Origin of the sequence: Streptomyces yokosukanensis, assembly GCF_001514035.1 — a bacterium.
Classification (GTDB): domain Bacteria; phylum Actinomycetota; class Actinomycetes; order Streptomycetales; family Streptomycetaceae; genus Streptomyces; species Streptomyces yokosukanensis.
Genome location: NZ_KQ948208.1, coordinates 219,321 through 240,481, shown reverse-complemented (window position 1 = coordinate 240,481; position 21,161 = coordinate 219,321). Strand labels below are relative to the sequence as shown.

Genomic DNA, 21,161 nt, shown 5'->3' with positions numbered 1-21,161 from the left:
GCCTAAAGCGTGTGAACGCGGTGCGTTACTCGCCCTTGGCCTTCGCGATGATCTCCTCGGCGACGTTCCGCGGAACCTCGGCGTAGGAGTCGAACTGCATCGAGTAGCTTGCGCGACCCGACGTCTTGCTGCGGAGGTCGCCGACGTAGCCGAACATCTCCGACAGGGGCACGAGGCCCTTGACGACGCGGGCACCGGCCCGCTCCTCCATGGCCTGGATCTGGCCACGGCGGGAGTTGATGTCGCCGATGACCTCACCCATGTAGTCCTCGGGCGTGGTGACCTCAACGGCCATCATCGGCTCGAGGAGCACGGGCGAAGCCTTGCGCGCGGCCTCCTTGAAGGCCTGCGAACCGGCGATCTTGAAGGCGAGCTCGGAGGAGTCGACCTCGTGGTAGCCACCGTCGATCAGCGTGACGCGCACGCCGGTCATCTCGTAGCCCGCGAGGATGCCGAACTGCATGGCCTCCTGAGCACCGGCGTCCACCGAAGGGATGTACTCCTTCGGGATACGGCCACCGGTCACCTTGTTCACGAACTCGTACGAGGCGTCGCCGCCCTCGATGGGCTCGATCGCGATCTGCACCTTGGCGAACTGACCGGTACCACCGGTCTGCTTCTTGTGGGTGTAGTCCACGCGCTCGACGGCCTTGCGGATCGTCTCGCGGTACGCGACCTGCGGCTTGCCGACGTTGGCCTCGACCTTGAACTCACGGCGCATACGGTCGACCAGCACCTCGAGGTGCAGCTCGCCCATACCACCGATGATGGTCTGGCCGGTCTCCTCGTCCGAGTGGACCTGGAAGGACGGGTCCTCCTCGGCCAGACGCTGGATCGCGACGCCGAGCTTCTCCTGGTCGCCCTTCGACTTGGGCTCGATGGCGACCTGGATGACCGGCGCCGGGAAGTCCATGGACTCCAGGATCACCGGCTGCTTGTCGTCGCACAGCGTCTCACCGGTCGTGGTCTGCTTCAGACCCATGACGGCGATGATGTCGCCGGCGCCCACCGAGTCGATCTCCTCACGCTTGTTCGCGTGCATGCGGTAGATCTTGCCGATGCGCTCCTTCTTGCCCTTGACGGAGTTCAGCACCGCAGTGCCGGACTCCAGGCGGCCCGAGTAGACCCGGACGAAGGTGAGCTTGCCGAGGTGCGGGTCGCTCATGATCTTGAAGGCCAGAGCCGACAGCGGCTCCTCGTCGGACGGCTTGCGCTTGACGACCGTCTCCGGGTCCTTGACGTCGTGGCCCTCGATGGCCTCGACGTCCAGGGGGGAGGGGAGGTAGCGCACGACCGCGTCGAGCAGGGGCTGGACGCCCTTGTTCTTGAACGCGGTGCCGCAGAACACCGGGGTGACCGTGATGTCCTTGGACTTGCCGGACGCGATGGTGATGCGACGGATCGCGGCGTACAGCTGCTCCACGGAGGGCTCGGTGCCCTCCAGGTACAGCTCCATGATCTCTTCGTCGTTCTCGGCCACGGCCTCGAGCAGCTTGCCGCGGTACTCCTCGGCAGCCTCGGTGTGCGTGTCCGGGATGTCGACGACGTCGTACATCTCGCCCTTGGTGGCCTCGGCGGACCAGACCAGGGCCTTCATCGTCACCAGGTCGACGACGCCCTTGAAGTCGGCCTCGGCACCGATCGGCAGCTGCATCACGATCGGCTGAGCGCCCAGGCGGTCAGAGATCATGTCGACGCAGCGGTGGAACTCGGCACCGGTCCGGTCGAGCTTGTTGACGAAGCAGATACGCGGAACGCCGTAGCGGTCCGCCTGACGCCACACCGTCTCGGACTGGGGCTCCACGCCGGCGACGCCGTCGAACACCGTCACGGCACCGTCGAGCACGCGCAGGGAGCGCTCCACCTCGACGGTGAAGTCGACGTGGCCCGGGGTGTCGATGATGTTGATGGTGTGGTCGACGTCTTCCAGCGGCCAGTGACAGGTGGTGGCAGCAGAGGTGATCGTGATGCCACGCTCCTGCTCCTGCTCCATCCAGTCCATGGTGGCAGCGCCGTCGTGGACCTCACCGATCTTGTACGACACACCGGTGTAGAACAGGATCCGCTCGGTGGTGGTCGTCTTGCCCGCGTCGATGTGGGCCATGATCCCAATGTTGCGGACCTTGGCCAGGTCAAGTGAAGTGGTAGCCATAAGGCTTCAGTCTTCTCTCGGTCTCGATGTGGGTAGCGACTACCAGCGGTAGTGCGCGAAGGCCTTGTTGGACTCGGCCATCTTGTGCGTGTCCTCGCGCTTCTTGACGGCCGCACCGAGGCCGTTCGAAGCGTCGAGAAGCTCGTTGAGCAGACGCTCGGTCATGGTCTTCTCGCGGCGGGCGCGGGAGTAACCCACGAGCCAGCGCAGCGCCAGGGTGTTGGCACGACCGGGCTTGACCTCGATCGGAACCTGGTACGTCGCGCCACCGACACGGCGGGACTTGACCTCGAGGGTCGGCTTGATGTTCTCCAGCGCGCGCTTCAGCGTGATGACCGGGTCGTTGCTGGTCTTCTCGCGCAGACCCTCCATGGCGCCGTAGACGATGCGCTCGGCGGTGGAGCGCTTGCCGTTCAGCAGCACCTTGTTGATCAGGGAGGTCACCAGAGGAGAACCGTAGACCGGGTCGATGATGACCGGGCGCTTCGGGGCGGGGCCCTTACGAGGCATTTCTACTTCTCCTTCTTGGCGCCGTAGCGGCTGCGGGCCTGCTTGCGGTTCTTGACACCCTGGGTGTCGAGCGAACCGCGGATGATCTTGTAGCGAACACCGGGCAGGTCCTTCACACGGCCGCCGCGCACGAGCACGATGGAGTGCTCCTGCAGGTTGTGTCCCTCACCCGGAATGTAAGCAGTGACCTCGATGCCGCTGGTCAGACGCACACGCGCGACCTTACGCAGGGCCGAGTTCGGCTTCTTCGGGGTGGTCGTGAACACACGCGTGCAGACGCCACGACGCTGAGGGGAACCCTCGAGTGCGGGCGTCTTGTTCTTCTCGACCTTGTCCTGCCGGCCCTTGCGGACCAGCTGCTGGATCGTAGGCACTACTTCTCCGGTTTCTGTGTGCCGATAGGTACAGCTAACCTGGAACGTCTCCGACCCACGCGGTCGGGTGTGTCGAATCCGGCGGACTCCCGCCCAAGGGCGGAAGGAGCACGGATCGCGGTGGCCGCTCACGGCTCGCCGTGCGGTCTGAAGGCACGCACGAGAGCCAGGGCACACCCCAGGCACAAGGTCTGAGCGTACCTACCTCATTCGCTGTGGTCAAAACAAATGGAACCCGGCGGCCTCGGCCTGCGCCCCATGTCAAGCCGCTGTACCCTACGTGATCTTCGAAATGCGGGGTCGCCGGCCGCCGGCCACGACGTCGCGCGTGCATCCCACGGCTCCGTACGGCCCGCTCGGACCATGCCACCGCCGTCACGGCCTCCCCCGCCCTCCGCGTCGTACGCGGTACTCCGGCGGCCTCGTGGACCCGTCCGCGCCCCTCGCCACCGCACAGCGCCCCACCGGCACCGCTCGGCGCCCCACCGGAACGCCGAAGGGCGGCCACCCCGAAACGGAGTGGCCGCCCTTCATACAGCTCGCTTACTGGTTGTACGGACCGTAGTCGTAGTCCTCCAGCGGAACGGCCTGGCCGGAGCCGGTGCCGAACGGCGAGTAGTCGATGTCGTCGTAGCCGACGGCCGAGTACATCGCGGCCTTGGCCTCCTCGGTCGGCTCGACCCGGATATTGCGGTAGCGGGACAGACCCGTACCGGCCGGGATGAGCTTACCGATGATGACGTTCTCCTTGAGGCCGATGAGGCTGTCGGACTTGGCGTTGATCGCCGCGTCCGTCAGAACTCGGGTCGTCTCCTGGAAGGAGGCGGCCGACAGCCAGGACTCCGTCGCCAGCGAGGCCTTGGTGATACCCATCAGCTGCGGACGACCGGAGGCCGGGTGACCGCCCTCCTGGACCACACGACGGTTCTCGGTCTCGAACTTCGAGCGCTCGACCAGCTCGCCGGGCAGCAGCTCGGCGTCGCCCGACTCGATGATCGTCACACGGCGCAGCATCTGCCGGATGATGATCTCGATGTGCTTGTCGTGGATCGACACACCCTGCGAGTTGTAGACCTTCTGGACCTCGCCGACCAGGTGGACCTGGACGGCGCGCTGGCCCAGGATGCGCAGCACGTCGTGCGGGTTGGTGGCACCCACGGTGAGCTGCTGGCCCACCTCGACGTGCTCGCCCTCGCTGACCAGGACCTTGGCACGCTTGGAGATCGGGAACGCCGTCTCGTCGCTGCCGTCGTCCGGGGTGACGACGAGCTTCTTGGTCTTCTCGGTCTCCTCGATGCGGACGCGGCCGCTCGCCTCGGAGATCGGGGCGACACCCTTCGGGGTACGGGCCTCGAAGAGCTCGACGACACGCGGCAGACCCTGGGTGATGTCGTCACCGGCCACACCACCGGTGTGGAAGGTACGCATCGTCAGCTGGGTACCGGGCTCACCGATGGACTGGGCGGCGATGATGCCGACCGCCTCACCGATGTCGACCAGCTTGCCGGTGGCCAGCGAACGGCCGTAGCACATCGCGCAGGTGCCGACGGCGGACTCACAGGTCAGGACCGAACGGGTCTTGACCGTCCCCACACCGTGCTTGACCAGCTCGTCGATGAGCACGTCGCCGAGGTCGGTACCGGCCGGGGCCAGCACCTTGCCGTCGACCACGATGTCCTCGGCGAGGCAGCGCGCGTACACCGACGTCTCGACGTTCTCCGTCTTGCGCAGGACGCCGTCCTCGCCGCGCTCGGCGATCGCCAGCTTGAGGCCGCGCTCGGTGCCGCAGTCCTCCTCGCGGATGATGACGTCCTGCGAGACGTCCACCAGACGACGGGTCAGGTAACCCGAGTCGGCGGTACGCAGGGCGGTGTCCGCCAGACCCTTACGGGCACCGTGCGTGGAGATGAAGTACTCCAGCACGGACAGGCCCTCACGGAACGAGGCCTTGATCGGACGCGGGATCGTCTCGTTCTTCGCGTTCGACACCAGACCACGCATACCGGCAATCTGACGCATCTGCATCATGTTGCCTCGGGCACCCGAGTTCACCATCATCGAGACCGGGTTGGTCTTCGGGAAGTTCGCGTTCATCGCCTCGGCGACCTCGTTGGTCGCCTTGGTCCAGATCGCGATGAGCTCCTGCGTGCGCTCTTCCTTGGTGATCAGACCGCGCTCGTACTGCTTCTGGACCTTCTCGTCCTGCGCCTCGTAGCCCTTGACGATCTCCTTCTTCGCCTCGGGAACGACGACGTCGGAGATGGCGACGGTGACGCCGGAACGGGTGGCCCAGAAGAAGCCGGACGCCTTCAGGTTGTCGAGCGTCGCCGCCACGATGACCTTCGGGTAGCGCTCGGCGAGGTCGTTCACGATCTCGGAGAGCTGCTTCTTGCCGACCTCGTAGTCGACGAACGGGTAGTCCTCGGGCAGCAGCTCGTTGAAGAGCGCGCGGCCCAGGGTGGTGTTCAGCCGGAAGCTGTCACCCTGCTGCCACTCCGGCTCGCCCTCCTCGCGCGCCGGCGGGGTCCAGCCGCGCGGCGGGATGGTGCCCACCGGGAAGCGGATGTCCACGCGCGACTGCAGCGACAGCTCGCCGGCGTCGAACGCCATGATCGCCTCGGCCACGGACGCGAACGAGCGTCCCTCGCCCTTGATGTCGCGCATCTCGCCGTCGGTGGTGAGGAAGAACAGACCGAGGACCATGTCCTGGGTCGGCATCGTCACCGGGCGGCCGTCGGCCGGCTTGAGGATGTTGTTCGAGGACAGCATCAGGATGCGGGCCTCGGCCTGCGCCTCCGCGGACAGCGGCAGGTGCACGGCCATCTGGTCACCGTCGAAGTCCGCGTTGAACGCGGTGCAGACGAGCGGGTGGATCTGGATGGCCTTGCCCTCGACCAGCTGCGGCTCGAAGGCCTGGATGCCGAGGCGGTGCAGGGTGGGAGCACGGTTCAGCAGCACCGGGTGCTCGGCGATGACCTCTTCGAGGACGTCGTACACGACCGTGCGGCCGCGCTCCACCATGCGCTTGGCGCTCTTGATGTTCTGCGCGTGGTTCAGGTCGACCAGGCGCTTCATCACGAACGGCTTGAACAGCTCCAGCGCCATCGCCTTCGGCAGACCGCACTGGTGCAGCTTGAGCTGCGGGCCGACGACGATGACGGAACGCGCCGAGTAGTCGACTCGCTTGCCGAGCAGGTTCTGACGGAATCGACCCTGCTTGCCCTTCAGCATGTCGCTGAGGGACTTCAGCGGGCGGTTGCCGGGGCCCGTCACCGGGCGGCCACGACGACCGTTGTCGAAGAGGGCGTCAACAGCCTCCTGAAGCATGCGCTTCTCGTTGTTGACGATGATCTCCGGGGCACCGAGGTCCAGGAGCCGCTTCAGACGGTTGTTGCGGTTGATGACACGGCGGTACAGGTCGTTCAGGTCGGAGGTCGCGAAGCGGCCACCGTCCAGCTGCACCATCGGACGCAGGTCCGGCGGGATGACCGGGACGCAGTCCAGGACCATGCCCTTGGGGCTGTTGGACGTCTGCAGGAACGCGGAGACGACCTTCAGGCGCTTCAGGGCACGGGTCTTCTTCTGGCCCTTGCCGGTGCGGATGATCTCGCGGAGCCGCTCGGCCTCCTCGTCGAGGTCGAAGGACTCCAGGCGCTTCTGCAGCGCCGCGGCACCCATCGAGCCGTCGAAGTACGTGCCGAAGCGGTCACGCAGCTCGCGGTAGAGCAGCTCGTCGCCCTCGAGGTCCTGGACCTTGAGGTTCTTGAAGCGGTTCCACACCTCGTCGAGGCGGTCGATCTCGCGCTGCGCGCGGTCGCGCAGCTGCTTCATCTCGCGCTCGGCACCCTCGCGCACCTTGCGGCGCACATCGGCCTTGGCACCCTCGGCCTCCAGCTCGGCCAGGTCGGCCTCGAGCTTCTTGGCGCGGCCTTCGAGGTCGGAGTCGCGGCGGTTCTCGATCTGCTGGCGCTCGACCGAGACATGCGCCTCCAGGGAGGGCAGGTCGCGGGTACGACGCTCCTCGTCGACGTACGTGATCATGTACGCCGCGAAGTAGATGACCTTCTCGAGGTCCTTGGGAGCCAGGTCGAGCAGGTAGCCCAGGCGGCTCGGGACACCCTTGAAGTACCAGATGTGCGTGACGGGCGCGGCCAGCTCGATGTGGCCCATCCGCTCACGGCGCACCTTGGCGCGCGTGACCTCGACGCCACAGCGCTCGCAGATGATGCCCTTGAAGCGGACACGCTTGTACTTGCCGCAGTAGCACTCCCAGTCCCGGGTCGGACCGAAGATCTTCTCGCAGAAGAGTCCGTCCTTTTCGGGCTTCAGGGTGCGGTAGTTGATCGTCTCGGGCTTCTTGACCTCGCCGTGGCTCCACTGACGGATGTCGTCAGCGGTGGCCAGACCGATCCGGAGCTCGTCGAAGAAGTTGACGTCGAGCACTATGCGTCAATCCCTCTCAGGGTCGTAAGTCTTTGGTCTGAAACGGGGGCCTGGGGGTCGGCGGGGCCTTGTGGGTGAGGGCCCCGCCGGACTCCCGTCAGACCTCTTCGACGCTGCTCGGCTCGCGCCGGGACAGGTCGATGCCAAGCTCCTCCGCAGCGCGGAAGACGTCCTCGTCGGTGTCGCGCATCTCGATGGACATACCGTCGCTGGACAGCACCTCCACGTTCAGGCAGAGCGACTGCATCTCCTTGATGAGCACCTTGAAGGACTCGGGGATGCCGGGCTCGGGGATGTTCTCGCCCTTGACGATGGCCTCGTAGACCTTCACGCGGCCGGTGACGTCGTCGGACTTGATGGTCAGCAGTTCCTGAAGGGCGTACGCGGCGCCGTAGGCCTCGAGGGCCCACACCTCCATCTCACCGAAGCGCTGACCACCGAACTGCGCCTTACCACCCAGCGGCTGCTGGGTGATCATCGAGTACGGACCGGTCGAACGGGCGTGCAGCTTGTCGTCGACCAGGTGGTGCAGCTTCAGGATGTACATGTAGCCGACCGAGATCGGGTCCGGGAACGGCTCACCGCTGCGGCCGTCGAACAGCCGCGCCTTGCCGGACGGGAGCACCATGCGCTCGCCGTCGCGGTTCGGGATGGTGTGCTGCAGCAGACCCGCCAGCTCGTCCTCGCGGGCACCGTCGAAGACCGGGGTCGCGACATTGGTGCGCGGGGCGACCTGGTCGGCGCCGATGGCCTGCAGGCGCTGGGCCCACTCGTCGGCGAGGCCGGAGACGTCCCAACCGCGGCTGGCGAGCCAGCCGAGGTGGATCTCCAGGACCTGTCCCGGGTTCATTCGGGACGGGACACCCAGCGGGTTGAGGATGATGTCGACCGGGGTGCCGTCCTCCAGGAACGGCATGTCCTCGATCGGCAGGATCTTGGAGATGACACCCTTGTTGCCGTGGCGGCCGGCGAGCTTGTCACCATCGGTGATCTTGCGCTTCTGCGCGACGTAGACGCGGACCAGCTGGTTCACGCCCGGCGGCAGCTCGTCGCCCTCTTCGCGGTCGAAGACGCGCACGCCGATGATCTTGCCGATCTCGCCGTGCGGCACCTTCAGCGAGGTGTCGCGGACCTCACGGGCCTTCTCACCGAAGATCGCGCGCAGCAGGCGCTCCTCCGGGGTCAGCTCGGTCTCGCCCTTCGGGGTCACCTTGCCGACGAGGATGTCGCCGGCGACGACCTCGGCACCGATACGGATGATGCCGCGCTCGTCCAGGTCGGCGAGGACCTCTTCGGAGACGTTCGGGATGTCCCGGGTGATCTCCTCGGGGCCGAGCTTGGTGTCACGGGCGTCGACCTCGTGCTCCTCGATGTGGATCGAGGAGAGGACGTCGTCCTGCACGAGGCGCTGCGACAGGATGATCGCGTCCTCGTAGTTGTGACCTTCCCACGGCATGAACGCCACGAGCAGGTTCTTGCCGAGGGCCATCTCACCGTTCTCGGTGGCCGGACCGTCGGCGAGGACCTGGCCCTCGATGATCCGGTCGCCCTCGTTGACGACGACCTTCTGGTTGACCGAGGTGCCCTGGTTGGACCGGGCGAACTTGTGCAGGCGGTACGTGATGTACGTGCCGTCGTCGTTGGCGGTGGTGATGTAGTCCGCGGAGACCTCCTGGACCACACCGGCCTTCTCGGCCTTGACCACGTCGCCGGCGTCGACCGCGGAGCGGTACTCCATGCCGGTGCCGACGAGCGGCGCCTCGGACTTAATCAGCGGCACGGCCTGACGCATCATGTTCGCGCCCATGAGGGCGCGGTTGGCGTCGTCGTGCTCGAGGAAGGGGATCATGGCCGTCGCGACCGACACCATCTGGCGCGGCGAGACGTCCATGTAGTCCACGTCCTCGGGAGCGACGTAGTCGACCTCGCCGCCACGGCGGCGGACCAGCACGCGGGCCTCGGCGAACCGCAGCTCGTCGGTCAGCGGCGCGTTGGCCTGCGCGATGACGAAGCGGTCCTCCTCGTCGGCGGTCAGGTAGTCCACCTCGTCGGTGACCACACCGTGCTCGTCGACCTTGCGGTACGGCGTCTCGATGAAACCGAACGCGTTGACCCGGCCGTAGGAGGCCAGCGAGCCGATCAGGCCGATGTTCGGGCCTTCCGGCGTCTCGATCGGGCACATGCGGCCGTAGTGCGAGGGGTGGACGTCACGGACCTCGAAGCCGGCCCGCTCACGGGAGAGACCACCCGGGCCGAGGGCGTTCAGACGACGCTTGTGCGTCAGCCCCGACAGCGGGTTGTTCTGGTCCATGAACTGGGACAGCTGGCTGGTGCCGAAGAACTCCTTGATGGAGGCGACGACCGGCCGGATGTTGATCAGGGTCTGCGGCGTGATCGCCTCGACGTCCTGGGTGGTCATGCGCTCGCGCACGACGCGCTCCATACGGGCGAGACCCGTACGGACCTGGTTCTGGATCAGCTCGCCGACGCTGCGGATACGGCGGTTGCCGAAGTGGTCGATGTCGTCGGTCTCGACCATGATCGAGCGACCCGACTCGGCGACCGTCTCGGTCTCACCGGCGTGCAGCTTCACCAGGTACTTGATGGTGGCGATGACGTCGTCGGTGGTCAGCACGCCGGCGTCCAGCGGCTCGTCCGCGCCGAGCTTCTTGTTCACCTTGTAGCGGCCGACCTTGGCGAGGTCGTAGCGCTTGGGGTTGAAGTAGAGGTTCTCGAGCAGCGTCTGCGCGGCCTCACGCGTGGGGGGCTCGCCCGGACGCAGCTTGCGGTAGATGTCGAGCAGCGCGTCGTCCTGGCCCTGGGTGTGGTCCTTCTCCAGGGTGGCGCGCATGGACTCGTACTCGCCGAACTCCTCGAGGATCTGCTCGGTCGTCCAGCCGAGCGCCTTCAGCAGCACGGTGACCGACTGCTTGCGCTTGCGGTCGATACGCACACCGACCATGTCGCGCTTGTCGATCTCCATCTCCAGCCAGGCACCCCGGGACGGGATGATCTTGGCGGAGAAGATGTCCTTGTCGGACGTCTTGTCGATGGTGGAGTCGAAGTAGACACCGGGGGAACGGACCAGCTGAGACACCACGACACGCTCGGTGCCGTTGATGACGAAGGTGCCCTTGTTCGTCATGAGCGGGAAGTCGCCCATGAAGACCGTCTGGGACTTGATCTCACCGGTCTCGTTGTTGGTGAACTCGGCGGTGACGAAGAGCGGGGCGGCGTACGTGAAGTCGCGCTCCTTGCACTCGTCGATGGAGTTCTTCGGCGGCTCGAAGCGGTGGTCCCGGAACGTCAGGGACATCGACCCGGAGAAGTCCTCGATCGGGGAGATCTCCTCGAAGATCTCCTCCAGACCGGACTTGGTGGGGACGTCCTGACCGTTCTCCAGAGCCTCCTCGACCCGACTCTGCCAGGCGGTGTTGCCGAGCAGCCAGTCAAAGCTCTCGGTCTGCAGCGCGAGCAGGTTCGGAACCTCGAGAGGCTCCTTGATCTTTGCAAAGGAGATGCGCAGCGGGGCGGTGCTGGCGCCGTTGTTCGTATTCGCGGTCGAGGCATTGCGCGAGGCGGCCAAGAGGGGGTCCTTCCGAGGGCTCGGACTCACTACGCGCGTGCCGGCCCCTCCCCCGCACACAGAGACAGAAACCCCAGGTCAAGGGAGCTTCGGTCGGCAGTGCTCGAGTGAGGGCAGACCCCTGGTGACGGGCAGGGGACAGCTAACAGGCAGCGCAAAGGGTCAGTGTAGCCACTTGGCACACTGATGTCCAGTGCGGGTTTTTCGAGACCCTCGCTGTGCTCACCGCTCTTGTCAACGCCCTCGGCATGCCTGCCCTCAACGCACGTTCATACTGCCCTCTTCGCCGTCGATCCATGCCTCGGATTCGGATCCTTGTGACGACGCGTCCTGAGAATTGCGCGCTGCGTGCGGTTCGTCAAGGCCCCCCAGCCCGAAGCGGACCGTCCGGAGACACGACGAAGATCACCATACCCCCCGCCGAGACGAGTGCAAGGCAACCGTGGTCAGGCCCGCCGGATACGCCGAAGAGCGACCACCCGGATGGATGATCGCTCTTCGCTGCGTTCGCGTTACAGCCCTACGAGGCGTTTTTCACGGCGCCACGAGGCTGTGGACAGCGCCCGTTCGAGTCCGCGGGGACCCGTTCTCGAGTCCGTGAGGACCCGGAGAGGTCTTACTTGACCTCGACGGAGGCGCCGGCGCCCTTGAGGGCCTCGGCGGCCTTCTCCGCGGCGTCCTTGGCGACCTTCTCGAGGACCGGCTTCGGGGTGCCGTCGACGAGGTCCTTGGCCTCCTTCAGACCCAGGGAGGTCAGCTCACGCACGACCTTGATGACCTGGATCTTCTTCTCGCCGGCGCCGGTGAGGATGACGTCGAACTCGTCCTTCTCCTCCTCGGCCTCGGCGGCGGCGCCACCAGCGGCACCACCGGCGACGACGACCGGCGCGGCAGCGGCGGCGGTGACGTCGAACTTCTCCTCGAAGGCCTTCACGAACTCGGAGAGCTCGATGAGGGTCATCTCCTCGAACTGGGCAAGCAGCTCGTCCTGGGTGAGCTTCGCCATGATGGCGGTCCTTCCACTCATATCGGCAGGTGCCGGATGTACTGGATGAGGCGGGCGTACGTCGGCCCGCTGCGACCCGCGGCTTCGGTGCGGGTCAGAAAGCGAGCCGAATTACTCGGCACCGCCCTGCTCGGCCTGCTTGGCGCGCAGCGCGTCCACGGTGCGGACGAGCTTCGACGGCAGCGCCTGGAAGACGGAGGCAGCCTGGGACTGCTTCGCCTTGAAGGCACCGGCCAGCTTGCTGAGCAGAACCTCGCGGGACTCGAGGTCCGCAAGCTTCTTGATCTCGTCGGCGGTCAGCGCCTTGCCATCAAGGACACCGCCCTTGATGACGAGATTCGGGTTCTCCTTGGCGAAGTCACGCAGACCCTTCGCCGCTTCCACCGGGTCACCGGTGACAAAGGCGACGGCCGTCGGACCAGCGTAGAGCTGGTCGTCCAGCGTGATCCCGGCCTCGAGGGCCGCAATCTTGGTCAGCGTGTTCTTCACCACGGCGTACTGGGCGTTCTCACCGAGAGAACGGCGCAGCGTCTTGAGCTGCGCCACGGTGAGACCGCGGTACTCGGTCAGCACAGCGGCGTTGGAGCTCTGGAACTTGTCCTTGAGCTCGGCAACCGCGGCAGCCTTGTCGGGCCTCGCCATAGAGCCTCGGCCTCCTTCCGGGTGATTCTGACCGCGCGGACCCGAAGGAGGACTGAGAAAACGAAACGCCCCGGCGCAGGCGCACGGGGCGGACTCGACCGGCCGCACACGCGTTTCGTGCGTATGCTCCGGGAGTTCTTCCACTGACACCTGCGCGGGTCGTCCACTTTGCAGCGGATCCTTCGGCCACCGCACCCTCGTTCAGAGGGCACGGCAACGACCAGCGGTCTTTGGCTTCTGCAAGAGAGTACGGGACCGGTGCGCCATCGAGCAAATCGGGCCGTAGGGCCTGCTCACCGGATGTTCCGGTGAGCAGGAGCCCGCACGGTTTCCCGGGTGCCAGGGCTTCCCAGGTGTCAGGAATTCCCGGGTGTCAGGGCTTGCTGGCGCTGCTGCCCGCCGGGGAGCCGCCGGACTTCAGCAGCTTCGCGAAGTCGGTGGTGTCGCCGGCCGGGGGCGCCTCGGCGGAGACCTTCACGCCGTAGTCGCTGTAGGACGCAGTGCTGGTCATCTTGCCGTTGGCCGTGTCGGCCTGCTCGGACTTCTTCACCAGCAGGTTCTGGTCGTTGATCCACAGATCGATGGTGTCGGTGGTGACGCCCGCCTGGTCGAGCTGCTTCTTCAGGGCGTCCAGCTGCTCCGCGCTGAGGTTGCTGCTCTTGCGCGCGAGGTCCGCGACGTTCACGGTGCCCGCGTAGTGCGTGGTGTGGGCGCCGGAGACCGTCTCCTCGCCGACCTTCTTCACGTCGCCGGAGGCCAGCAGCATCTTCACGGACTGGTTCGGCGTGGAGTTCTGCAGCTGGTCCTTCAGGTACGAGCCGGAGGCGCCGCCGAGCTTGGCCAGCTCGTCGTACGAGTACTTGATCCAGTGCTTGCCGCCGGTGTGCTGGGCGTAGACGTCGCTCATGTGCGCGTAGTAGGCGTCCGGCAGATAGCGGGCCTCCATGGAGGCCGTGCCGGCCTGGCGCATCATCTCGGCCATCTTGCCGCCGGTGTAGGTGATGGTGAGGTTGCCCTTGAGGCCGTCGCCCCAGGTGAGGGCGCCGTTCGCCGTCATCGCCATCAGATTGCCGATGGACGTGGTGGAGCGCACCTTGGCCGAGTCCGCCTTGTCGGTGGACTGCTCGGCGGAGCGCAGCGCCGCGATGGGGCTGACATTGATCGCGCCGTCGCCGGCGGCCTTGCCGCCCTTCCCGGAGTCCGAGGAGCCGCACGCGGCCACCCCGGTCAGCGCGGCGACCACCGCCACGGAAAGGGTCATCCTGCGCGCCGTCGTGCTCTTCATCGTGTCCTACCCCCATGCAAGTCGTGTGCCCGCACCGTAGCCCAAGCCACTGACAGTCCTGCGAAAACCCCTGCAACGCAAGCTCGTACAAAGAAAGGACGGACCCCGCACCTGGAAGGTTGCAGGGCCCGCCCTTTACTTACGCGTACCTGACGCGGCTACCGGGTGAGCGGAGGGCTCAGACGGCGGCCGGGTCCTCCTCGACGAGGAGGTTGCGGGTGCGGTTCGGGTCGAGCGGAATGCCGGGGCCCATCGTGGTGGTGATGGCGGCCTTCTTGATGTAGCGACCCTTGGCGGCGGACGGCTTCAGACGGAGGATCTCCTCCAGCGCGGCGCCGTAGTTCTCCACCAGCTTAGTGTCGTCGAAGGACGCCTTGCCGATGATGAAGTGCAGGTTCGAGTGCTTGTCGACGCGGAACTCGATCTTGCCGCCCTTGATCTCGGTCACAGCCTTGGCGGTGTCCGGGGTCACGGTGCCGGTCTTCGGGTTCGGCATCAGACCACGCGGGCCGAGGACGCGGCCGAGGCGGCCGACCTTGCCCATGAGGTCCGGGGTGGCGACGACGGCGTCGAAGTCCAGACGGCCCTTCGCCACCTCGTCGATCAGCTCGTCGGCGCCGACGATGTCGGCGCCCGCGGCACGCGCGGCCTCGGCACGGTCACCGGTCGCGAAGACCAGGACCCGGGCGGTCTTACCGGTGCCGTGCGGAAGGTTCACGGTGCCACGGACCATCTGGTCGGCCTTACGCGGGTCGACACCCAGACGGAAGGCGACCTCGACGGTGCCGTCGAACTTGGACGTGGAGGTCTCCTTGGCGAGACGGACGGCCTCGAGCGGGGCGTACAGCTTCTCCCGGTCGATCTTGGCGTCCGCAGCGCGGAGAGCCTTGCTGCGCTTGCTCACAACTTGCTCCTGTGTGTTCTGAAAGGAGTCGTGGTCTCCGGGCCGAGCAGGCCCTGCCACGCGCGACCGGCGACGGTCGCATGACTGCTGGGGGGTGAGGTCAGCCCTCGACCGTGATGCCCATGGAACGGGCCGTGCCGGCGATGATCTTCGACGCGGCGTCCAGGTCGTTGGCGTTGAGGTCGGGCATCTTGGTCTGGGCGATCTCCCGGACCTGCGCCTCGGTGATCTTGGCGACCTTGGTCTTGTGCGGCTCGCCCGAGCCCTTCTCGACACCAGCGGCCTTGAGGATCATCTTCGCGGCCGGCGGCGTCTTGGTGACGAAGGTGAAGGAGCGGTCCTCGTAGACCGTGATCTCCACCGGGATCACCCAGCCACGCTGCGACTCGGTCGCGGCGTTGTACGCCTTGCAGAACTCCATGATGTTGACGCCGTGCTGGCCCAGCGCGGGGCCGACCGGCGGGGCCGGGTTCGCCGCACCGGCGTTGATCTGGAGCTTGATAAGCCCCGTGACCTTCTTCTTCTTGGGAGGCATAGCTCTCCGGGTCCTTTCATTCGGGTCCATGCCCGCGCGAGGATCGCGATCCTGACGCAGGCATACCGCACAACGATAACGGGTATGGATGCGCGGCTAAAAACCGTGCAGGTCAGGCTGACCGTGACGGCCTGCCTGACCTGCGCGGAAGCACGAAGTCCAGAAGGACTAGTTCTTCTGGATCTGGTCGAAGGACAGCTCGACCGGCGTCTCGCGGCCGAAGATCTCCACCAGGCCCTTGACCTTCTTCGAGTCGGGGTTGATCTCGTTGATGGTCGCCTGCAGCGTGGCGAACGGGCCGTCGGTGACGGTGACCGAGTCGCCGACCTCGAAGTCCAGCACCTGGACCTCGACCTTGCGCTGCGGAGCGGGCTTGCCCTCGGCCTCGGCGGCCTCGCGGGCGGCCTTCTCCTCGGCCTCCGGGGCGAGCATCTTGACGATCTCGTCCAGGGTCAGCGGGTACGGGTCGTAGGCGTTGCCGACGAAGCCGGTGACACCCGGGGTGTTGCGGACGACGCCCCAGGACTCGTTGGTCAGGTCCATGCGGACCAGGACGTAACCCGGCAGCTTGTTCTGCTTGATCGTCTTGCGGTCGCCGTTCTTGATCTGGACGACCTCTTCCTGCGGCACCTCGGCCTGGAAGATGTAGTCCTCGACGTTCAGCGAGACGGCGCGCTGCTCCAGGTTGGTCTTCACGCGGTTCTCGTAGCCGGCGTAGGTGTGGATGACGTACCACTCGCCGGGCAGGGTGCGCAGTTCCTCGCGCAGGGCCGCGATGGGGTCGACGGGCTCGGCCGGCTCTTCCTCGGCGGCCTCGACGGCTTCCTCGGCGGCCTCTTCGTCCGCGTCAGCCTCTTCGTCCGCGTCCGCGTCCTCGTCCTCGACGTGCAGGGCCGCCTCTTCGGCCGGCTCCCCCGCCTCGGCCTCGGCAGCCTCGAACTCGTCCTGCTCGTCCGCGCCCTCGACGATGTCGAGCTCGTCGTCCACCATCTCGGCAGCGGTTCCGCGAGACTCGATGGCGTCGTCGTTCAGGTTCGGGTCAGACACGATGGCTGCTTCTTCCTGGATACATAGGGGTGGAACATGCGAAAACGGGCGCCGGTGCCACGGCGCCCTTCGCTCTTGGCTCAGCCGAAGACGTACTTGGCCGCGTGGTTGAGCCCATAGTCAATCACGGTCACCAGCGCGATCATGATGGCGACGAAGAAGATCACCACAGTGGTGTACGAGGTCAGCTGGTTACGCGTCGGCCAGACGACCTTGCGAAGCTCCGCGACGATCTGGCGGTAGAAAGTGGCGAGGCGCTTCAGCGGGCCCTTCTTGGCGCGCTTGCCGCCCTTGCGAGCCTTCTTGCTGGACTCGGGCACCTCGTCCTGAGCATCAGGCGTGTCGATGGAGCCCACGGCGTCCGTCATTCGTCCTCACCTGATCCCGGGTCGTGGCCGTGCCGCGCCCGGTTCCTGAGCCGCACGGCGTGCATTGCTGTACGTACCTGCGCACACATCCTGGCGGTGTGTGTAGCAGGGCCGGAGGGACTTGAACCCCCAACCGCCGGTTTTGGAGACCGGTGCTCTACCAATTGAGCTACGACCCTTTGTGTGTCCCCCAACGTACCGCATCCGGACGGGTGCACGGTGTGCACCGGTTTCGGCGGTGGCAGCTGAAGGCCAACGAGGTGAGAGTGTACGTGGTCCACGGCCCGGCGTCGAACAGAAAAGGCCTCTCCGAAGGCCTCCGGCCAAAGATCGTCCTGGCCGGGGCCCGGATTCGGACCCCTGTTCACGTCTCGCCCCCTGGCTGTTCAGTCCGTGAAACCCGCGTGCCGGGGATGTTTCGGGTCTGGAACGATGGGCTCCATGAGCGCTGCAACCCCTCCCACCGAGCGCCGGGTCTCCGCCCGAGTCGGCGCGATCTCCGAGTCCGCCACCCTCGCCGTGGACGCCAAGGCCAAGGCCCTGAAGGCCGCCGGGCGTCCGGTGATCGGCTTCGGCGCGGGTGAGCCCGACTTCCCGACCCCGGACTACATCGTCGAGGCGGCCGTCGAGGCCTGCAAAAACCCCAAGTACCACCGCTACACCCCGGCCGGCGGCCTGCCCGAGCTGAAGGCCGCCATCGCCGCGAAGACGCTGCGCGACTCCGGCTGGGAACCGGACGTCTCGCAGATCCTCGTCACCAACGGCGGCAAGCAGGCCATCTACGAGGCGTTCGCCGCGATCCTCGACCCGGGCGACGAGGTCATCGTCCCGGCGCCGTACTGGACCACGTACCCGGAGTCGATCCGGCTCGCGGGCGGTGTCCCGGTGGCGGTCGTGGCCGACGAGACGACCGGCTACCGGGTCACCGTCGAGCAGCTGGAGGCGGCCCGCACGGAGAAGACGAAGGTCGTCCTCTTCGTCTCCCCGTCCAACCCGACCGGCGCGGTCTACTCCGAGGCCGAGACCGAGGCGATCGGCCGCTGGGCCGTGGAGCACGGCCTGTGGGTGCTCACGGACGAGATCTACGAGCACCTGGTCTACGGCGACGCCACCGCGGTCTCCCTGCCGGCGCTGCTGCCCGAGCTGCGCGACAAGTGCATCGTGGTCAACGGCGTGGCGAAGACGTACGCCATGACCGGCTGGCGCGTGGGCTGGGTCATCGGCCCGAAGGACGTCGTCAAGGCCGCCACCAACCTGCAGTCGCACGCCACCTCGAACGTCTCCAACGTGGCCCAGGTGGCCGCCCTGGCCGCCGTCTCCGGCGGTCTGGAGGCCGTGGCGAAGATGCGCGAGGCCTTCGACCGGCGCCGCAAGAAGATCGTGGCCATGCTCAACGAGATCGACGGCGTGCTCTGCCCGGAGCCCGAGGGCGCCTTCTACGCCTACCCGTCGGTCAAGGGCCTGCTCGGCAAGGAGATCCGCGGCAAGCGCCCCCAGGACACGGTCGAGCTGGCCGCACTGATCCTGGAGGAGGCCGAGGTCGCGGTCGTTCCGGGTGAGGCCTTCGGCACGCCGGGCTATCTGCGGCTGTCGTACGCGCTCGGCGACGAGGACCTCGTCGAGGGCGTGAGCCGCATCCAGAAGCTGCTGGCGGAGGCGCGGGACTAGTCCCCGTTCGTTCTTCGCGTTCCACGCGTTCTCCCGCGCGTGCGGGCTTTTCGGACTCCACGCGTGCGTGCGGGCCGTTTCCCCCCGGGGAAGCGGCCCGCTTCTGCGTGCGAGCAAGACCACGAACGGGGAAACAGCTACCGGGAGGACACCTCCGTACGGCAGGATCCTGGGATGGAGCGTGTACGTGACCTCTCTGAGCTGCCGAAAGCCCATCTGCACCTGCACTTCACCGGTTCGATGCGACCGGGGACCGTCCTGGAGCTGGCCGACAAGTACGGCGTACGTCTGCCCGAGACCCTGACGGAAGCACTGACCAGCGGCGAACCGCCCAAACTGCGAGCCACGGACGAACGGGGCTGGTTCCGTTTCCAGCGGCTGTACGACGCGGCGCGCTCCTGCCTGCGCGAACCGGAGGACATCCAGCGCCTGGTCCGGGAGGCCGCCGAGGAGGACCTGAAGGACGGTTCGGGCTGGCTGGAGATCCAGGTGGACCCGACGTCGTACGCGCCCCGCCTGGGCGGGCTGCTCCCGGCGCTGGAGGTCATCCTGGACGCGGTGGACACGGCGTCCAGGGAGACCGGACTGGGCATGCGCGTACTGCTCGCCGCCAACCGCATGAAGCACCCGCTGGACGCGCGCACGCTGGCCCGCCTGGCGGTGCGGTACGCGGACCGGGGCGTGGTCGGCTTCGGCCTCTCCAACGACGAGCGGCGGGGCATGGCGCGGGACTTCGACCGGGCCTTCCACATCGCGCGCGAGGGTGGTCTGCTGTCGGCCCCGCACGGCGGCGAGCTGACCGGTCCGGCCTCGGTGCGCGACTGCATGGACGACCTGCACGCCTCGCGGATCGGGCACGGGGTGCGTGCGGCGGAGGACCCGCGGCTGCTGAAGCGGCTGGCCGACCGGCAGGTGACCTGCGAGGTGTGCCCGGCGTCGAACGTGGCCCTCGGTGTGTACGAGAAGCCCGAGGACGTGCCGTTGCGCACGCTCTTCGAAGCGGGCGTCCCGATGGCCCTCGGCGCCGACGACCCACTGCTGTTCGGCTCGCGGCTGGCGGCTCAGTACGAGATCGCGCGGCACTCGCACGGCTTCTCGGACGCCGAACTCGCGGAGCTGGCCCGGCAGTCGGTGCGGGCCTCGGCGGCGCCGGAAGACGTCAGGGCGCGGCTGCTGGCCGGCGTGGACGAGTGGCTGACCGGCCCGGCCTCCTGAAGGGCTCGCCCGGCCGTCTGAAGTGGGCGTAGGGCGGATAGGGCTTGAAGCAGATCAGGACGTCGAGGGGGTGCCCGCCGCCGGGCGGCTGCACCAGCGCCGGGATCTCGCCCATCAGCCTCGAGTACCCCTTGGCGACGTCCTTCTGGTACGGCCCGTGGCCGGCCGCGTGGGCGAACCAGGTGGCCGTCTCGGCGAAGACGTCCCGGCTGCCGAGGAGAAAGCAGGTACGCGCGTGTGTGGCCTGCCGCAGCACGTCCTTGAAGTCGGCACGGCCTGCGCGCTCGCGCCATGCGGCGGCGTCCCGCGCGGTGCGCGCCTCGTCGGTGCGTACGAGCAGCGGGGTCCCCGCGCGCAGCTTGCGGCGCAGTCCGGGCCAGGCCGAGGGGCGCAGGCCGAGCGAGTGGTGGACCAGGACGAGGTCGACCAGCTCGCCGAAGCCCTCGTCGGGCGGGACGCCGTCGCGCAGCGGCACGTGCACGACCGTGTGCCGGGAGTAGGCGGCGAAGGAGAACAGGCCCGCCAGCCTGTTCAGTCCGTCGTGGTCGCCGAGCAGCAGCCCGATCGGCTCGGGGGCGCTGAGCGAGGTGTGGCGCAGGGGGTGCCAGGGCTGGACGATCCGGTGTTCGTACGGCCCGGTGCGAGGCCGGAACTCACGCAGTCTCAGCCGCATACGGTCAGGATCCCCGGGATGTTCGTCATGCCCCCAGCCTGAAGGTCACGCGGGAGGCTGTGCAACGGAGATTCCGCCCAGCAGCGTCTTCGCGAGCCGTGCGGCGAACTCGTCCGCCGGCGGCCGTTCCCCCGCGTCGATCGCGTCGTAGGCGAACGCGCGCTGCGCGCAGGCGCCCAGCAGCAGCGAGGCGGCCGCGTAGGTGTCGGCGTCTGCGCGGACGCGACCGGCGGCCTGTTCGGCCCGGAGGTAGGCGTCGAGGTCCCGCAGGGGCCGGTGCGGGCCGGCACCGAGCTTGTGGAGGGCCTCGTAGTGCCGCTTCTTGAGCTGCGCCTCGGCGTACAGGGAGGCGGCGATCGGGAAGCTCTGCTCGTAGAAGAGGGCCGCCTCGCGGGCGATCTCGGTGAGGTTGCCCGCGAGGGTGCCCTGTCCGGGTTCCGCGGCGAGGCTGCCCAGCAGCGGGGTGAGGCGCGGCAGGCGCTCGGTGAGCACCCGCACGAACAGCTCTTCCTTGCTGTCGAAGTACTTGTAGAGGGCCGCTTCGGAGCAGCCGGCCGCGCGGGCGATCTCCTTGGTGGTGGCGCGGGCGAGTCCGACGGTGAGCATCAGCTCGTGGGCGGCGTCGAGGATGCGGACACGCGCCGGCTTCGGCTCCATGGGACGTCCAATCGGGCTTGACGAGTGGGTGAGTGCTTACCCACTCTAGAAGCAGACAGGGGTGAGTGAATACTCACCCACCAGTCCCGAGCACGG

The 21,161-nt window shown here is 67.2% G+C and carries 16 protein-coding genes and 1 tRNA gene; 2 read left to right on the top strand and 15 right to left on the bottom strand.

Annotated features, from left to right (window positions below):
- Window positions 1-25: 25 nt before the first annotated feature.
- The 13 genes from fusA to AQI95_RS07570 all read right to left on the bottom strand — a co-directional run bounded on the left by fusA (window position 26) and on the right by AQI95_RS07570 (window position 17,031).
- Window positions 26-2,152 (bottom strand): elongation factor G, encoded by a 2,127-nt coding sequence (gene fusA, locus AQI95_RS07630; protein WP_067119427.1) that lies wholly within the window; start codon window positions 2,150-2,152, stop codon window positions 26-28.
- Between the two features lie 39 nt (window positions 2,153-2,191).
- A complete protein-coding gene (rpsG, locus tag AQI95_RS07625; protein WP_005481264.1) occupies window positions 2,192-2,662 on the bottom strand; it encodes a 30S ribosomal protein S7 in 471 nt (156 codons plus the stop codon).
- Window positions 2,663-2,664: 2 nt separating this feature from the next.
- Entirely contained in the window at window positions 2,665-3,036 is a 372-nt protein-coding gene (gene rpsL, locus AQI95_RS07620) for a 30S ribosomal protein S12 (RefSeq protein ID WP_003948652.1), read from the bottom strand.
- A 543-nt stretch (window positions 3,037-3,579) separates the two neighbouring features.
- The gene (locus tag AQI95_RS07615; protein WP_067119415.1) at window positions 3,580-7,479 is read right to left on the bottom strand and encodes a DNA-directed RNA polymerase subunit beta'; all 3,900 of its coding nucleotides are present in this window, start codon (window positions 7,477-7,479) and stop codon (window positions 3,580-3,582) included.
- A gap of 97 nt (window positions 7,480-7,576) precedes the next feature.
- Window positions 7,577-11,065, bottom strand: coding sequence for a DNA-directed RNA polymerase subunit beta (rpoB, locus tag AQI95_RS07610; RefSeq protein ID WP_067119412.1), 3,489 nt, complete (start codon window positions 11,063-11,065; stop codon window positions 7,577-7,579).
- Between the two features lie 616 nt (window positions 11,066-11,681).
- Window positions 11,682-12,071: a 50S ribosomal protein L7/L12 gene (rplL, locus tag AQI95_RS07605; protein ID WP_067119409.1), complete on the bottom strand. Its 390-nt coding sequence runs from the start codon at window positions 12,069-12,071 to the stop codon at window positions 11,682-11,684.
- A gap of 111 nt (window positions 12,072-12,182) precedes the next feature.
- Complete coding sequence (gene rplJ, locus AQI95_RS07600; protein ID WP_067119406.1) at window positions 12,183-12,713, bottom strand: 50S ribosomal protein L10; 531 nt, start codon at window positions 12,711-12,713, stop codon at window positions 12,183-12,185.
- A gap of 373 nt (window positions 12,714-13,086) precedes the next feature.
- Window positions 13,087-13,998 carry an SCO4651 family lipoprotein gene (locus AQI95_RS07595; RefSeq protein ID WP_067119404.1) on the bottom strand — a complete coding sequence of 304 codons (912 nt, stop codon included), beginning with the start codon at window positions 13,996-13,998 and terminating at the stop codon, window positions 13,087-13,089.
- Between the two features lie 178 nt (window positions 13,999-14,176).
- A complete protein-coding gene (gene rplA, locus AQI95_RS07590; protein ID WP_067119401.1) occupies window positions 14,177-14,902 on the bottom strand; it encodes a 50S ribosomal protein L1 in 726 nt (241 codons plus the stop codon).
- 100 nt (window positions 14,903-15,002) lie between these two features.
- Window positions 15,003-15,437, bottom strand: a complete 435-nt coding sequence (rplK, locus tag AQI95_RS07585; RefSeq protein ID WP_031167035.1) for a 50S ribosomal protein L11 — start codon at window positions 15,435-15,437, stop codon at window positions 15,003-15,005.
- A gap of 168 nt (window positions 15,438-15,605) precedes the next feature.
- Window positions 15,606-16,484: a transcription termination/antitermination protein NusG gene (gene nusG / locus AQI95_RS07580; RefSeq protein ID WP_067119398.1), complete on the bottom strand. Its 879-nt coding sequence runs from the start codon at window positions 16,482-16,484 to the stop codon at window positions 15,606-15,608.
- Window positions 16,485-16,564: 80 nt separating this feature from the next.
- Window positions 16,565-16,852, bottom strand: a complete 288-nt coding sequence (gene secE / locus AQI95_RS07575; protein WP_067119395.1) for a preprotein translocase subunit SecE — start codon at window positions 16,850-16,852, stop codon at window positions 16,565-16,567.
- A gap of 106 nt (window positions 16,853-16,958) precedes the next feature.
- A tRNA-Trp gene (locus tag AQI95_RS07570) sits at window positions 16,959-17,031 on the bottom strand.
- 262 nt (window positions 17,032-17,293) lie between these two features.
- On the opposite strand from AQI95_RS07570, the gene AQI95_RS07565 reads away from it, so the two are divergent.
- Together AQI95_RS07565 and AQI95_RS07560 are read left to right on the top strand one after the other, a co-directional pair.
- On the top strand, window positions 17,294-18,520 hold the full coding sequence (locus tag AQI95_RS07565) for a pyridoxal phosphate-dependent aminotransferase (protein WP_067120390.1): 1,227 nt from the start codon (window positions 17,294-17,296) through the stop codon (window positions 18,518-18,520).
- A gap of 174 nt (window positions 18,521-18,694) precedes the next feature.
- Window positions 18,695-19,735 carry an adenosine deaminase gene (locus AQI95_RS07560; RefSeq protein WP_067119392.1) on the top strand — a complete coding sequence of 347 codons (1,041 nt, stop codon included), beginning with the start codon at window positions 18,695-18,697 and terminating at the stop codon, window positions 19,733-19,735.
- Here AQI95_RS07560 and AQI95_RS07555 read toward each other — a convergent pair.
- Window positions 19,680-20,408, bottom strand: a complete 729-nt coding sequence (locus AQI95_RS07555) for a hypothetical protein (protein ID WP_067119389.1) — start codon at window positions 20,406-20,408, stop codon at window positions 19,680-19,682. The two genes, AQI95_RS07560 and AQI95_RS07555, sit on opposite strands and share 56 nt — an antisense overlap.
- Window positions 20,409-20,453: 45 nt before the next feature.
- Complete coding sequence (locus AQI95_RS07550; RefSeq protein WP_067119388.1) at window positions 20,454-21,065, bottom strand: TetR/AcrR family transcriptional regulator; 612 nt, start codon at window positions 21,063-21,065, stop codon at window positions 20,454-20,456.
- Between the last annotated feature and the right edge of the window lie 96 nt (window positions 21,066-21,161).